Raw genomic sequence first — 14180 nt, 5'->3', positions numbered from 1 at the left:
CCCTTTCATGCTGCCGTCCCATGACCGCTTCGCCTATTCGCCCATCACCGCCCGGCCGGACTTCTCCTGGCCGGACGGCAAGCGCCTCGCCGTCTATGTCGCGCTGTGCGTGGAGCACTTCTCTTATGGCTCCGGGCTCGGGCTCGCCTATTCGCCGGGGCTCAGCCATCCCAATTCTTACAATTGGGGCTGGCGCGAATATGGCAACCGCGTCGGCGGCTGGCGGCTGATCGAACTGTTCGAGGAATACGGCCTTCCGCTGACCGTGCTGCTCAACAGCGCCTGCTACGATCATTGCCCGGATCTCGTCGCCGCCCATCGGCGGCGCGGCGACGAGATCGTCGCCCATGGCCGCACCAATTCCGAGCACCAGAACGGCATGGACGAGGCGAGCGAGCGCGCGATCATCGCCGAGGTAACGGCTCGCATCCGCGAGGCCGAGGGCGCTCCCCCCGCCGGCTGGATGAGCCCCGGCGCCCATCCCAGCGCGCGCATCGAGGACCTGCTGGCGCAGGCCGGCTACGGCTACACGCTGGACTGGCCGATCGACGACCAGCCGGTGTGGATGAAGACCGCAGGCGGCCCGCTACTCGCCATGCCCTATCCCCACGAGGTCAATGACGTGCCGATGGTGGTGCTGCATGACGGCACCGCCAACGCCTTCGCCGATATGGCGATCGACAATCTCGAGGAAATGCTGGCGCAGTCCGAGCGCCAGCCGCTCGTCTACGGCATTACGATCCACACCTTCATCGTCGGCCAGCCCTTCCGCCTCCGGCAGTTCCGCCGGGTGATGGAGGCGCTTGCCCGCCATCGCGACCGCATCTGGTTCACCACGGCGGGCGCCTGCGCGCAGCATTACGCGTCGCTGTTCCCGGCGCCCGGCGGTCTCTCCACGCAAGGCACGCAGTCATGAGTTCTCCCGACACCGAGCCGGCACCCGCGCCGGCCACGCCCGATCACAGCAGGGGCGTGCTTCGCGTCGCCATCGCCGGCCTCGGCGCCGTCGGCCTGCGCGTGGCTCATGCCCTAGATGAGGGCATGCCCGGCTGTGCGCTCGTCGCGGTCTCTGCCCACGACCGCGTCCGCGCGGCCGAGCGGCTGGCGCATCTGCGGCGCCCGGTGCCGGTGGTGCCGGTCGAGGAGCTGGAGGCCCTTGCCGACATCGTCGTCGAATGCGCGCCCGCGGCACTGCTGCCCGCGATCGCCGAGCCCTTCCTCAGGGCCGGCAAGACGGTGATCGTGCTCTCCTCCGGGGCGATCCTGTCGCATCAGAACCTTATCGAGCTGGCCCGCACCCATGGCGGGCAGATCGTGGTGCCGACCGGCGCCCTGCTGGGACTCGATGCCGTGACGGCGGCGGCGGAGGGCGAGATCCGATCGGTGCGCATGATCACCCGCAAGCCGGTGAAGGGGCTGGTCGGGGCGCCTTATCTGGTCGAGCACGACATCGCCATCGACGACATCACCGAGCCGCTGCGCGTCTTCGACGGCACCCCCCGTGAGGCGGCCATCGGCTTTCCCGCCAATCTCAACGTGGCCGTGGCGCTGGCACTGGCCGGCATCGGGCCGGATCGCACCCGGCTGGAGATCTGGGCCGATCCCGCGCTCACCCGCAACACCCACACGATCGAGGTCGACGCGGATTCGGCGAGCTTCACCATGTCGATCGCCAATGTGCCGACCGACAATCCCAAGACCGGGCGCATCACCGCGCTCTCGGTCATTTCCTACCTGCGCAAGCTGAACGCGCCGCTGCGGGTCGGATCGTAGAAAGTCATTCCCATGGATCTGGAACTGAACGGACGCACGGCGCTGGTTCTCGGCGCCGGGGGCGGGCTCGGCCGTGCCATCGCCCGGACACTGGCGGCGGAAGGAGCGAGGGTCGCCCTCGCCGACATCGACGCCGAGGCTCTGACGGCCACCCAGGCCGCCATCGAAGCCTCGGGCGGAGTTGCGCTGCCGCTCCTGTGGAACCTCGCCGACATCGACGCCTGCGACGGCCATGTCGCGGCCATCGAGGCGGCGCTCGGGCCGGTCGACATCCTCGTCAACAACACCGTCGGGCCGCCCCCGAGCCCCGCCCATGGCGTCGCGCCGGCAAGCTGGGAGACGCAGTTTCGCGCCATGGTGCTGTCGGTAATCCATCTCACCGATCGCGTGCTGCCGAACATGCGGGCACGCGAATGGGGCCGCATCATCACTTCCACCTCATCCGGCGTGGTGGCACCGATCCCCAACCTCGGCGTCTCCAACGCGCTGCGCTCCGCCCTCGTCGGCTGGTCGAAGACACTGGCACGGGAAGTGGCGCCGTTCGGCATCACGGCCAATGTCGTCCTGCCTGGCCGCATCGCCACCGCACGTATCCGTTTTCTCGACGAGCAGAAGGCGAAGCGTGAGGGACGGACCGTCGACGATATCATCGCCGAGAGCACGGGCTCCATCCCCGTGGGGCGCTACGGCACGCCGGAGGAATATGCCGATGCCGTCGCCTTTCTTGCCAGCGCCCGCGCCGCCTACATCACCGGCTCGGTGATCCGCGTCGACGGCGGCTATCTGCCGAATATCTGACCCAGGGAGACACCCCGATGACCACCACGGACAACGCGCCCGCCCTCACCCCGGAGCAGAAGGCCGATATCCGCCGCCGCTACCTCGCCGTCGACACCTCGAACGTCGCCGACGTGCTCGATACGCTCGGCTTCATGGACCAGAGCCTCGCCGCCGACTTCGCGCCCTATCCCGCGCACAATAACCGCATCGCCGGCTGGGCCTACACGATCCGCGGCCAGAAGACCCCCTATCCGCTCGGCGGCGACGCCGAGAAGATGAAGGCCTGCCACGGCGTCGGCCCGGATGAGATCACCGTGTGGAGCGGCGAAGGCGAAGGCGTATGCTATTTCGGCGAGTTGATCGCCCTCGGCATGAAGGAGCGCGGCAGTGTCGGCGCGGTGATCGACGGGGGCATCCGCGACATTCGCTGGATCGGCGAGCACGGCTTTCCGGTCTTCGCGCGCTACCGCACGCCCACCCAGTCGATCGGCCGCTGGAAGGTCAATGCTTGGCAGGTACCGGTGGTCATGCGCGGCGCCACCAGCCGCACCGTCGAGGTTTCGCCGGGCGACTTCCTGCTCGGCGACGAGGACGGGGTGATCGTCATCCCCGCCGGCGTGGTCGAGACCGTGCTCGTCGAGGCCGAACGCCTCACACGCACCGAGGTCGCCATTCGCGCCGAACTGGCCAACGGCCTCTCGCTTGCCGATGCGCTGGCGAAGTACGGTCACGTCTGACACACAGGAGATCACTCTCGGCCGGCGCCGTTCCATCGCCGGCCGGGAGCTTCCTTTGACGCCGGAGCCGAACATGCCCGAGAGCCTCGACGACCTCGCCGCCGATCTCGCTGCCGGCCGAACCGATCCGGTCCAGTTGGTCGAGCGCGCGCTGGAGCGGGCGCGGGAGTCCGATGCCGTGTTCATCACGCTGATGGAGGAGGAGGCGCTTGCGGAAGCCCATGCCGCCCGCCGGCGCTGGGCGGAGGGGCGATCGCTCAGTCGACATGACGGCATTCCGATCGCGTGGAAGGACCTGTTCGACATCGCCGGCACGCGCACCAGCGCCGGATCGCGCACCCGTGACGATGCGGCGCCGGCAACGGTCGACGCGCCGGTGGTCGCGGCGACACGGCGCCTTGGCTTCATCCCGATCGGCAAGACCAATCTCAGCGAGTTCGCCTTTTCCGGCCTCGGCGCCAACCCGCATTTCGGCACGCCGACCGCCGACCTGCCGGGGAGCGAGCCGCGCATGCCGGGCGGCTCCTCCTGTGGCTCGGCCGTTGCCGTGCAGCGCGGGATCGTGCCGGCGGCCATCGGCACCGACACGGCCGGCTCGGTGCGGGTGCCCGCCACCTTCACCGGCTGCGTCGGCTACAAGGCCTCGCAGGCGCGTTACGACATGGCCGGCGTGTTTCCTCTGGCGCGGAGCCTCGACAGCCTCGGCCCACTCGCCGGCAGCATTGCCGACTGTGCCACGATGGACGCGGCGATGCGCGGCCTCCCGTGGCGACCGCTACCGCTACCGCTTACACCAGCGCCGTTCGTCGTCGACGAATCCATACTGGATGATCCGGCGGTCACGGCGCCCGTCCGGTCTCACTTCGAGGAGGTTCTGGCGCGACTGTCCCGGCACGCGCCGATCCGTCGGCAGCGCATAGAGGCCTGGTACCGCGCACGCGAGGCCATCGCGACGCTCGGCTGGCTCGGCGCCTTTGAGGCACGCCAGCTACACCTCGACACATTGAACGGCCCGAAGCGGACCCTTGTCGATGCCCGTGTGCTGAGCCGGCTCGATGGTGCCGCCCGCATCTCCGGCGAGGCGGCGGCGGAACTCGTCTCGATCCGCGCGCAGGAAATGCACCGCCTGCGAACGGAACTGGGCGGCGCAACTCTCATCCTGCCCACCGTCAAGCATCTCCCTCCTCTGTTGGCGCCGCTGGAGGCGGATTCCGCGCGCTTCGCCGAGGTCAATGTCGCAACCCTGGCGCTGACGATGATCGCCAGTTTCCTCGACATGCCAAGTGTGGCTTTGCCAACGGGATTCACGGCGGAGGGTTTGCCGCTCTCGACCCAGCTTTGCACGGTCTCGGGGCAGGACGACCAGGCGCTCGCGCAGGCGAACTGGCTCGAGCAGCTTCTACGGACCTGATCGCAGGTCCTGCTTCGTCCCGTTGGCACTGTCGAAAGTGCGGAGGTTTACGAATCTCGTTTATGAAGCGCAGGTTCCGGAGAGGGGGATGCCTCTCAATGACGCGCCAAGGCGCTGAATCGCCTCGCAGATTGGACGTCGGAAGATAGCGCGCCCAGGGATAGCCGCCGTCAGTGCCCCCGCAACTGGTGCGGTAACCATTGGGATGGCCTCGGCGACCTAATCATGACTGACGCCAGGAGCTCGCGATAGTTACTTGAAACTCAATCCGCTGACTGCCTTTGGGAGCGTGTGATCTGCTGGCAGCTTAATCCTTGGCCCATCCGCATTCGGCTGATGTATCGCGGCATAGCGGACCATCGGCGGTACTTGGCGCGCCGACCGAAACGAAACTACGAACACCTATGTCATTGAAATTGCGTTGGTTTAGAAAGCGCCGAGGAATGAGCTCATGCAGCATGATGCCGACACTGGCGCTCCCGCTTCACCATGTGGGTCTCGTAGCCGAGCCCAACGCACCACACCCCTTTGAGGAGGCGATAATCTTCCACCACTGGTGTCGACTTAGTCCGTGGTGAGACGTCCGCCGGTCGTTGCCCCCAATTTCAGTGAAGTTTCGCAGTCGCGAGACTCGCCATCGCGACGAGCAAGCGCACGCCATTGTCGATCGCGTCAGGATGGATGGTGAATTCGCTCTGGTGGACGCCCACGCCGCCCAGGCTGTCTTTGGCGATGCCTTGCCCAAAATAAACGGCAGGCAGCACTTGCCCATAATAGGCGAAATCCTCGGAGGTCATGTAGCGTTCGGTCGAGACCGTCAGTGTGATCCCCGCCACGCCGGGGAGATCGGCTGCAATTGCGCGGATCGTCTCCAGATCGTTGACGGTCGGCGGTGTCCCTGGCGTCACGCTCCACTCGGCGGTCGTTCCATAAACGTGCGCCAGCGCCATTGCCCTGGTCGAGATCAGGTTGTTGAGCGTGCCCGTTGTCGCGCTGTCGCCGAGCGGCTCGAAGGCGCGCAGCGTCCCTTCGATCGTTACCTCGTCCGGCGTCGCGTTGATTGACGTCGAGTTGGTAGCGACCTTCGTCACTGAGATGAGCGCCGGGCGGTTCGATACATCCCAGCCGCGCGCAGGCAGGTTGGCAAGCTCGACGATCACCTTCGCCGCCGTCACGCCGAGGTCGGCGCCTTCGAACGGCATCGCGGCGTGCGAGGCCGTCCCGCGCAGGATCAGCTTGAATGTATTGCTGCCGGCCATCGCCGAGCCTTGCGAAACGCTGACCTCGCCGACAGGCTGGCCGGGCACGACATGCTGGGCGAAGATCGCGCGAACGCCGAGGCGCGACAGCACGCCGTCGGCGACGATGTCGTCCGCACCACCCTTCACTTCTTCGGCAGGCTGGAACACGAAGACGATCTTGCCGGTGAAGTTTTCGGGATGCATGCGCAATTCGGCAGCGGCGCCGAGCAGCATCGCGCTGTGAACGTCATGGCCGCAATTGTGCATAAGGCCCGACGTCTGCGAGCGCGGATCGTGGCTGACCGGCTCGTCGCCAGTATCAAGCCGACGTGCGTCCATGTCTGCGCGAAGCGCGATCGTCGGGCCAGGCCTGCCACTGTCGAGGATGGCGATCACGGCCGAGGGCAGCGAGGGGACGTTGTCGAACGTGAAGCCGCCGAGCGCCCGCAGCCGGGCTACGATATAGGCATGGGTCTTGGGCAGGTCCTTTCCAAGCTCGGGGTTACTGTGGAGATAGACATATGCGTCGTGTGCCTCATTCGCGCCGGCCGGCGACGCTAATAGGAGTGCGGCAGCGAAGGTAGAGGAGATGAGCTGTCGCGCGATCCCGCGTGATCTCATGTCGGTTTCGCTCCGGACATCTTGGTGAACATCGCCACGCGCTTCATGCGCAGGCTTCCCGGCTTATATTTACCGAGCCAGCCGTCGGTCCCGTCGAGAAAGAGGCTGGCTCTCTCGTCGGCGGCGGCATTGGCAGCGGCGGCGCTATTGGCCGGTGTCCGCGCCCGGGTCTCCTCGCGGACCGATCGAAAATAATAGTGAAAAAAGAGCCGATTGAACTCGGTGAAATAGATGTCCGCAACCCGTGTCTCGCCGCGGATCAGCAGCATGTTCTCGTCATTGTCGTTTGTCGAGGCGGTCGAGAAGTTGGCCGAGCCGGTGACGACGATCGGGTCGGCGCCGAGCGGGTCATGCAGGAGGAACTTCGAGTGGATGTAGCTCACATGCACGTTGAGCCCGAGCGAGCGCGCATTCGTCTCGCGCGTCCAGCGGTAGAGCGGATCCTCGATATAGGATCCCCAGGCAGAATAGACATTGTGCTTGGCACCGAGCCGGACAAAGGGCTTGGTCGCACCTTTGCGCGCCTTGTCCTGCTTTTCGAGCATGAGGAACATCAAAGGCCCCGCCCCGTCATTGAGAACGAGCTTCTCCTTGAACAGCGCCCCGATGCCGAAGGCCAGCGTGATGCAGCCGAGCGATGCGGACTCATCGAGCGCAGCCGCGTACATCTCTAGAACTTGGCCGGCCGCGCGAGGGCTGAACACCGGCGTGGTGCCGGCGGGAATCGTCCTCCAGTCGGTAGGCGTCGCCAGCAGGTCGCCGACGCTCTTACGGCATGCGGCCATCGCCTTTCTGGCACCGGCCGCATCTTCGGCGCCGGTCTTGCCCGGGTCGGTTGCTAGGAGAGCCCAATAGGCCTTGAAATGGCCCGCCACGCCGGGATCGCGCAACCAGTGTCCGACATTGGTCTGGCCATGGATGCCACCCATCGAGAGATTGGTCGAGCCGGTCCATACCTCCGCCGGGGCTTGCGCCGCGCCCGTGAGGAGGACCATGAACTTGTTATGCGCGATGGCGTCGGGATTGTTCACGCGCCAGCGTGCGACCGCGCTCTCAGGAAGCTTGGCGTCCTGCACCGTGCCGAAATTGTCGTCTCGCGGGAAGTCGGGGTACACCTTGCCGTTCTTGTCGGTATAGCCGTTCTTCTTCGCATCGATTACCAGTTTGACCGATACGCCGCGATCGATCGCAGCCTTGAGCCGCTCAGCTACCGGAAGGTAGCGGAACTCGTAGAAGGCACCGAGCAGCGTGTCCCCGGCCTCGGCGTTATCGATGAAGGCGAGGATCGCTTCGTCGAGCGAACGGCTCAGCCATTCGAGAGCGGCGGTGCGGCCGGGTTCGGCGATTTTGTCCGGCGCCTTGTTCTTGAACTTACGCGCATATGCCTGACTGCTCGCGACACCGCGGTTGAAGAAGACGTCGTGCACGCCTTTGCTGAACAATTTCTCGGTCGTCACGGTGATCGGGATGGGTTTGGCCGAGCGGTCGAGGTTCTTGGGCGTCCCTTTGAGCGGATAAAAATAATAGGTGTAGGTCCGCCCATCCTTCGCGGTGAAATCATCCCATACGAAGCTCTGGATCGGCTGAGAGAATGTTGAAACGATAAGATTAGCGTCAGGATCGGGGTATATGCTTTCGAAAACCTTGAAGCCGTACATGAAGTACCGCTCATTCTCGGTCGGATCCTCGCGCTCGACGGCAAAGCCGAGCAATCCATCAACCTTCTCCCGATCGAAATCGATGCCGAACGAAACAGTGTTGGTGCCACTGACTGCAAAGATCTGATATCCACCCACCTTATTCGATTTGAAGCGCATCATCCTGCCCCTTGAGGATACTGCGAAACGAGACTTCGTTATTGTACATTGCAAGGACGGGAATGCGAGCAATATTTACGAAAATATAAAGACCAAAGCTCTTTACGTTGTCGATCCGATCTTTAGAAGGTGAAGCTTCGGCATCATCCGGCCTGTTCGTGAAGGACGAGAAAGCTCATGCCAAAAGGGGCCATTTTGCTGTCGAATCGGACGGGACCCGCCGTGAGTCGAAGCTTCCGCGGATGGTGGATTCCGCGCCATCACAACCTCAGTCAATGGAGACGGTGGATCACAACAGAGCCCAACGTCACCCTTACATCGAATCGGCATTCAGGGAGGCCCTCTAGGGCTCGGACCCATAAAATGGTTGGGTTCTCCGGCCCTGTGTGATTCACCGCTTCCGGGAGGAAGCACGAATGAATCCGGATCGTTTCTGGCTCACGGATGCGCAGTTCGCTCGGATCGAGCCACATCTACCGAGGGATACGCGCGGCAAGCCGCGTGTTGACGACCGCCGCGTGATCAGCGGCATCGTCCATGTTCTCAAGTCCGGCGGGCGTTGGATCGACGCGCCACCCGACTACGGGCCACGCAAGACGCTTTACAACCGTTATGTCCGCTGGGCTGCCAAAGGCGTTTGGACCGATCTCTTCCATGCTCTGGCCAGCGCTGGCGGTCCCCCGCCCCAGGTGCTTATCGATAGCTCCGCCGTGAAGGCGCACCGCTCGGCATCGGGCGGAAAAGGGGGGAGCGCAACCAAGCCATCGGCCGCTCTCGCGGCGGGCGCACGACCAAGATCCACGCGCTGACGGATCGCCAGTGCCGGCCCATCGCCTTCCTGCTCACCGGAGGCCAAGTCGCCGATTGCAGGGTGGGATCGGCTTTGCTGAAGCAGATGCCGGCAGCCCGCATCCTCCATGGTGACAAGGGCTACGACAGCAACGCCATCCGCAGCCAGGTCGAGGAGAACGGCACCATGCCCAACATCCTGCCCAAGGCCAACCGGCGCGGGAAGAACTGTTTCTCCCCCGTTCTCTACCGCAACCGAAACGCCATCGAGCGCATGTTCTGCCGCCTCAAGGACTTCCGTCGCATCGCCACCCGATACGACCGCAACACCGTCAACTTCCTCGCTGCCGTCTGCATCGCGGCCACCGTCAGCTACTGGTTATGAGTCCCGACCCTAGTCACACAGCGCTTTCTGGGGCAGTTATCGATTGATTTCGCAATCAAACATCACGAAATTAACTCATATACGATATCATTGATCTCGCGACCCTCGGGCATAGCATCAATATATTGGCGAATATGCCGGCGCGTGGCTGCAAAATGAATGTCTGCGTTAAGCGGAAAAGACGCAGCGATCACTTCGGCTGCGGCACCTAACTTCGACAGCCGGACGTGCATTTCATTTGTGATATCAAAAGGGGGAATGGGCAATTCCCACACGTGCTTCGCAATATCGCGCTCATCTTTTCCATACGACATGAACGGACGCGCAAGCTCGGTCGTTATCGGCGCATTCAACACTGCACAAATGTAATCAGCCTCTTGAATCGATCGAACCGAACACCAATATAGTCCACTTGCTATAATTGCTCGTCTATTTGAAATTTTTGCAGCCACAATATGCATACCAGACCTGTTATAAACTACTCTGAGCTCCGGTATTGGCAATTGACGAGTGAGTTTAGATTGAAAATCCAATTGTTGTAGCAATGTTAAACGATCATTTGAGCGCCCTTGACTCCACAAGATTTTCGCTTTTGACCACCAATTATGGAGACCCGGATACATCTCTATCTGATCTTCGCTCAACAATGATCTCGATGTACATGGAATGACGGCGGCCATATCATCAATAGATCGATACGGGTAAATTCCATCGCCCGTATATATAGGTCGTACAAATTCGGTCTCCACCACACCAGATACACTTTCGGCGGACTTCCAAGGCTTCTTTTCTTGCACGCTGCGTGATGATTTTAATGCAACGCGCCCAGCCGGCAGTCCAAGAGTTGTCGCAGCCTGCCGTTCAACGACAAAAGCGACACGCGGCAGTATAATGGCTCCTTGCGAGAAGGAGGGTGCATATGGAGATCGTGCCAGTGCGCTGCTTCGCTGCAGTCTGCCATTCGTCCGGCTAAGGACGGCCTGGGCCTGATCCCACGGTGTATTCGTTGCAGGCAAGCGACCCGACCAGATTTCGGCCTCTTCAGGCATTGGAAGGGGGCGGCCATTCGCCCGAGATCCAAAAACGACACTGGAGGCACGCGGAAAGAAATGGGGTCGAATCCGCCGCAAGTCCCAAGGTGGCGAGAATGCGATCGCCATACCGAGCGTCGCATCACCATATTGGCCAGAGCGAAATCCGCGGTAGTGTTCGCGGTCGATTGCCGTGTTCGGGAGGACGAGACCGAGCTTGCCGCCATTCCGCAAATAGAGTTGGCATGCCCTTACCGCAAAAAGGCCCGCCAAGTCCTGCTGGGTTGCCAACTCCCCCCCTGCCCATAGGCCACGCGCTTCCGACATCCGCCTGAACACGGACTGCATTTCGGGCGTCATATGCCGGTAGGCTAGCCAAGGCGGATTACCGATCAAAACATCGATCCGATTCGCTTCACGCGAGAGCCACATGGGTCGAGCAAGGTTTCGAACATAATAGCCCCAGATGTGATCGCGCCCCTCGTCATGAAGGCGGCACATAGTCCGGAATGTCCCCTCCACCACTGAACGGTACTGCTGCGGAACTGCCAATCTTTCGAAAACGGAGTTCAGCGATGGGGCTGCCCCGCCGGAGCGCCGCCCGGCCGCTCTATCAGCCATCTCGTTAACTAGTTCATCGAAGCGCGCTGCGTCGTCTAGGAGTGCGTCGGGAAATCGTAGCTCAGAGGCAACTAGCTCCCGATTGTCGTCCGCACGGATCGTCAAATTACCGGCGGTCCAAAGATCAACCGACTGCTCCTGCCACTGGAGTGAATCGCCCAAGTAGACCGGAATCTGGATCGTTCCCCGAGCCGGATCGATAAGCCGGTCACGGCCGATTGCAAGCAGGTAGGTCACTCGCGCCAGCGTAACGGCCACGGGATGGAGATCCATACCGATGACATGGCGCGTCACTCCGTGGATTTGCTCCGGCACGGTCATGCCAGCGTTATCCGCCGCAGCAATATAACGTCGGATGGCATGGAAAAGGAAAGTGCCGGAGCCACACGCGGCATCCAGAACCCGCTGCTTGAGCGGTGCATCAACCACTTCTTCGACGACGATGTGGGCGAGCCAGTCCGGGGTATAGTATTCTCCTAGGCGCCTGCGCGTATCCGCCCCTATGATGCTCTCATAAAGCACCTTGAGGACATCCTGCTCCACCGCGCTCCAATCGAAGCGCGCAAGCCGACGACTCAGTGTCCGGACAAAGATGCGACCTTCCTCGATTTCGACAATCCAATCGAAGAAATCTTGCTCGATAACTCCATATATTCCGCTCTCGTCAAATCGTTCGCCGCCAAGCAACGCAGCTGGTGCGATTGTCTCGGGATGAAGCCCCAGCACCGCGTGAGCGATAATCTCAGCTGAATTTACGAGTAACGTATGCTCGATGAAGAGGTCGTCGGTGTCTTCGAATTGAGTGCCAAGAGCAGACGTCAGAAGGCGCGCCCATAGCTTGCGCTTCATTACTACGCTCGGATCATTCCTGTTGCGCTCGTAAATGGTTGATAGGGTCGCCCTGTCAAGGAGATAGGAGCTGCTGGTTGCGCCTAGGCGGGACTCGATCGCATCCGCCGTCGGAATTAGCCCATGGGTCGTTGCAAGAACGCCTTCAAGCCACACAATCAGCGGTTCGATCTCGCCAGATTTGAGGCTGATCTCCGAAACTTGGCGAAGCTCCTTGTCCACCAAGTGATAACAGTACCAACCCGTACCATCGGTTAGGATCCCGACATAGCGGAGCCCCGTCTGTTCAGCCCTTAATTCGACATAGCCCGCAAGCTGCTCTTCGGCATCCCGCCGAATTCGCTCGGAACGCAAGTCACGCTTCACCTCGATGACGGTTGCGCCGACTTCCACATCGATGCGCCGACGGTCGCCAAGCTGAGACTCCAGTTGGACGAGGGACAAATCGTCCTCTTCAAGCGCAAAGGGAGCATCGAGAATGAACTGGCGGATATCGGCTTGTATCTCCGCTTCGGTCCGTCGGTTATCGCGGGTGACAAGTCGCAAGAACGTATCGCTGAGTGAGGTCGGCATGATGCTGTTTGCAACTTCCTGCATGGCATAGCGCATCCATCTGCCGGGAGTGGACGGGCCCCCCAAGCTGACCTCAACGCACTTGTGGTGGGGGATAGAGCGTCAAATAGTTGACGACGACAAGGGGGAGTGATCGAACCCGCACGGCTCGGGGCTTGCGCCGGTCTTGTTACGGCGAGAGTTAAGGCCCCTGGCGCCGAATCGTCGCCAATCTTCCGACATCCCTGCGGATGCGTCGCAGTTCCGGCCACGGGAAGTGCCGCCCCTCGGCGCCATCGGCGCCGACGGCAATCAGCACGTCAAGTTTCGCCGAGAGGCCACGCAGAGAGGTGGCGTCTACCGCAAAGAGCTTCACGATCAGGCGCTCCTCATCGGCGGAAGCCGCCGCCTCTTCCTGTCGGGTGACTGAGTAGCCAATGGCGCGGTCCGCGTCGTCCCAGCGCTCCTGATGAGCGCGCAACGCCTCCGCGACTTCAGCGCGCCGCGTGACAAGCCACGGCACATCGGCCGCAAGCTCATCGAACTGCCGCAGAGAGCTGACCCGCACCGGGGACGGCAACTCGGCCGCAGCAAGAACCGCCTGCGGAAAGCCGATCGTCCGCGCGAGTTCGGACTCCAGACGCTGCTGCTTCCGGCATAGAGCGAGCGTGCGCCGATGCGCGGCGCGCCACGCCTTCCATGCAAGGACAGCAGCATCCGTCGTGCCACCATTCTGCCGTGCGGCTGCAGCCGATGTGTTGAAGGAAGAGCCGCCGACCGTCAGCAGGGCGGCAGAGAGAATGTCCCTCCGGGATGGCCGGGACAGACTCATGCTAGTCTCAGAATCAGCCATGATCCGAGCTCCACGCAGCTTGGGTTGTGGTCAGGCCGGATGCGTGGGGCAAACACGTGTCCGGCCGTCTAAGGCCCAGAAGGATAGCGACGACATGAATCAACAGCAATCAAAAATCACTACAGTGTCGTGATTCATATGAATGCTGCGCAATGCAAAATGGCCCGCGCCGCTCTCGGCTTGGGCGTGCGCGATTTGGCGAACCAGGCTGCTGTTTCCACACAAACCGTGACCCGTTTCGAGCGCGGTGAGGCATTGAAAGCGGCCACGGTTGAGCGTCTTCAAGCGGCGCTCGAAACCGCCGGCATCGAGTTCATTCCAGAGAATGGCGGCGGCGCCGGTGTGCGTTTCAGCAAGCCATCAGCGCCTGAATAGGCCTCCGCGACCGTAACTCCTGCGCAAGATCGCTACGGCTTCAGCGCGGTTCAGCCGCAGTTCCTTTGCTCTTTCTGTGCACCGCGACCGACGGTCTTAAGCGGGTCGGTTGCGCGTCACCGACAGCCGTTTGGCGTCGGGCATGACGATCCATGGCGAACTCGCTACGCACTTAGAGGCTCCCTGCACCAGTCTGGTAGCGGATTTCTGGACAGTTTGACGGAAAGCCAGTAGCGCTTGGCGCCTATGGCGCGTTTTCTGCCGCTCCGTCATAGTATCACAGCGATGTAACGTGATTTCGTTCGGGGCTAGTGATGAAGTTCAGCTTGAGGGCAGGATAAAAGC

The 14180-nt window shown here is 62.3% G+C and carries 11 protein-coding genes; 7 read left to right on the top strand and 4 right to left on the bottom strand.

All coding sequences use genetic code 11. The features are described from left to right. The first annotated feature begins 7 nt into the window (after positions 1 to 7). The 5 genes from KHC24_RS02765 (at position 8) to KHC24_RS02745 (ending at position 4701) form a co-directional block, all read left to right on the top strand. Positions 8 to 916, top strand: coding sequence for a polysaccharide deacetylase family protein (locus KHC24_RS02765; RefSeq protein WP_213359137.1), 909 nt, complete (start codon positions 8 to 10; stop codon positions 914 to 916). Continuing rightward, a complete protein-coding gene (locus KHC24_RS02760; RefSeq protein ID WP_213359136.1) occupies positions 913 to 1773 on the top strand; it encodes an aspartate dehydrogenase in 861 nt (286 codons plus the stop codon). Before KHC24_RS02765 ends, KHC24_RS02760 begins: the two co-directional genes overlap by 4 nt. 12 nt (positions 1774 to 1785) lie before the next feature. Continuing rightward, the gene (locus tag KHC24_RS02755) at positions 1786 to 2571 is read left to right on the top strand and encodes an SDR family oxidoreductase (RefSeq protein WP_213359135.1); all 786 of its coding nucleotides are present in this window, start codon (positions 1786 to 1788) and stop codon (positions 2569 to 2571) included. A 17-nt stretch (positions 2572 to 2588) separates the two neighbouring features. Continuing rightward, the gene (locus tag KHC24_RS02750; RefSeq protein ID WP_213359134.1) at positions 2589 to 3290 is read left to right on the top strand and encodes an RraA family protein; all 702 of its coding nucleotides are present in this window, start codon (positions 2589 to 2591) and stop codon (positions 3288 to 3290) included. A gap of 73 nt (positions 3291 to 3363) precedes the next feature. Next, the gene (locus KHC24_RS02745; protein WP_213359132.1) at positions 3364 to 4701 is read left to right on the top strand and encodes an amidase family protein; all 1338 of its coding nucleotides are present in this window, start codon (positions 3364 to 3366) and stop codon (positions 4699 to 4701) included. A 605-nt stretch (positions 4702 to 5306) separates the two neighbouring features. On the opposite strand, the gene KHC24_RS02740 is transcribed toward KHC24_RS02745, so the two are convergent. Together KHC24_RS02740 and KHC24_RS02735 are read right to left on the bottom strand one after the other, a co-directional pair. After that, positions 5307 to 6563, bottom strand: a complete 1257-nt coding sequence (locus KHC24_RS02740) for a M20 metallopeptidase family protein (RefSeq protein WP_213359130.1) — start codon at positions 6561 to 6563, stop codon at positions 5307 to 5309. Beyond that, positions 6560 to 8383, bottom strand: a complete 1824-nt coding sequence (locus KHC24_RS02735) for a phospholipase D-like domain-containing protein (RefSeq protein WP_213359128.1) — start codon at positions 8381 to 8383, stop codon at positions 6560 to 6562. Before KHC24_RS02735 ends, KHC24_RS02740 begins: the two co-directional genes overlap by 4 nt. Positions 8384 to 8796: 413 nt before the next feature. Between KHC24_RS02735 and KHC24_RS02730 the strand changes: the two genes are divergently transcribed. Continuing rightward, positions 8797 to 9554 (top strand): IS5 family transposase gene (locus KHC24_RS02730; protein WP_213359125.1). Its coding sequence is split into 2 segments (ribosomal slippage): positions 8797 to 9130 and positions 9130 to 9554, totalling 759 coding nucleotides; the frame shifts between segments, so codons are not numbered across the junction. A 62-nt stretch (positions 9555 to 9616) separates the two neighbouring features. Here the strand turns inward: KHC24_RS02730 and KHC24_RS02725 are convergent. Both KHC24_RS02725 and KHC24_RS02720 read right to left on the bottom strand, forming a co-directional pair. Continuing rightward, entirely contained in the window at positions 9617 to 12652 is a 3036-nt protein-coding gene (locus tag KHC24_RS02725) for a class I SAM-dependent methyltransferase (RefSeq protein ID WP_246546083.1), read from the bottom strand. Between the two features lie 157 nt (positions 12653 to 12809). Beyond that, the gene (locus KHC24_RS02720) at positions 12810 to 13460 is read right to left on the bottom strand and encodes a hypothetical protein (RefSeq protein ID WP_213359122.1); all 651 of its coding nucleotides are present in this window, start codon (positions 13458 to 13460) and stop codon (positions 12810 to 12812) included. Positions 13461 to 13598: 138 nt separating this feature from the next. On the opposite strand from KHC24_RS02720, the gene KHC24_RS02715 reads away from it, so the two are divergent. Beyond that, positions 13599 to 13835 (top strand): helix-turn-helix domain-containing protein, encoded by a 237-nt coding sequence (locus KHC24_RS02715; RefSeq protein ID WP_213359119.1) that lies wholly within the window; start codon positions 13599 to 13601, stop codon positions 13833 to 13835. Positions 13836 to 14180 lie beyond the last annotated feature (345 nt).

The sequence above is a fragment of the Ancylobacter defluvii genome, assembly GCF_018390605.1.
GTDB classification, from domain to species: Bacteria; Pseudomonadota; Alphaproteobacteria; order Rhizobiales; family Xanthobacteraceae; genus Ancylobacter; species Ancylobacter defluvii.
This window is presented reverse-complemented; position numbering and strand designations above follow the sequence as displayed.

Excerpts from the sequence above, each read along its gene's own strand:
- KHC24_RS02725 (WP_246546083.1), bottom strand. The coding sequence starts at position 12,652 with ATGCAGGAAGTTGCAAACAGCATCATGCCGACCTCACTCAGCGATACG.
- KHC24_RS02750 (WP_213359134.1), top strand. The coding sequence starts at position 2,589 with ATGACCACCACGGACAACGCGCCCGCCCTCACCCCGGAGCAGAAGGCC.
- KHC24_RS02735 (WP_213359128.1), bottom strand. The coding sequence starts at position 8,383 with ATGATGCGCTTCAAATCGAATAAGGTGGGTGGATATCAGATCTTTGCA.
- KHC24_RS02755 (WP_213359135.1), top strand. The coding sequence starts at position 1,786 with ATGGATCTGGAACTGAACGGACGCACGGCGCTGGTTCTCGGCGCCGGG.
- KHC24_RS02720 (WP_213359122.1), bottom strand. The coding sequence starts at position 13,460 with ATGGCTGATTCTGAGACTAGCATGAGTCTGTCCCGGCCATCCCGGAGG.
- KHC24_RS02760 (WP_213359136.1), top strand. The coding sequence starts at position 913 with ATGAGTTCTCCCGACACCGAGCCGGCACCCGCGCCGGCCACGCCCGAT.
- KHC24_RS02740 (WP_213359130.1), bottom strand. The coding sequence starts at position 6,563 with ATGAGATCACGCGGGATCGCGCGACAGCTCATCTCCTCTACCTTCGCT.
- KHC24_RS02715 (WP_213359119.1), top strand. The coding sequence starts at position 13,599 with ATGAATGCTGCGCAATGCAAAATGGCCCGCGCCGCTCTCGGCTTGGGC.
- KHC24_RS02765 (WP_213359137.1), top strand. The coding sequence starts at position 8 with ATGCTGCCGTCCCATGACCGCTTCGCCTATTCGCCCATCACCGCCCGG.
- KHC24_RS02745 (WP_213359132.1), top strand. The coding sequence starts at position 3,364 with ATGCCCGAGAGCCTCGACGACCTCGCCGCCGATCTCGCTGCCGGCCGA.